General features: G+C 74.2%; 1 protein-coding gene. It reads left to right on the forward strand.

What is annotated here, in order from left to right:
• Positions 1 to 229 (forward strand): GNAT family N-acetyltransferase (locus KVT44_RS57590; protein ID WP_217577279.1); only part of this gene is annotated, 229 nt, incomplete at both ends.

Genomic DNA, 229 nt, shown 5'->3' on the forward strand with positions numbered 1-229 from the left:
GGGGACTCCAGCCGGACCGGCTGGACCACGGAGGCGGACATCCTCCAAGGTCAGCGGACCGACCCGGAGGGCGTGCTCGCCGTCATCAAGGCGCCCGGCAGCCGCCTTCTGACGGTGGAGCGGGACGGCGCCGTCGGCGCCTGCTGCCAGCTCGAACACCGCGGCGACCACCCCTACCTCGGCATGTTCGCGGTCAGCCCCGCCCTCCAGGGCGCCGGACTCGGCAAGG

The organism is Streptomyces sp. GbtcB7, assembly GCF_019091445.1.
Lineage (GTDB): Bacteria > Actinomycetota > Actinomycetes > Streptomycetales > Streptomycetaceae > Streptomyces > Streptomyces mirabilis.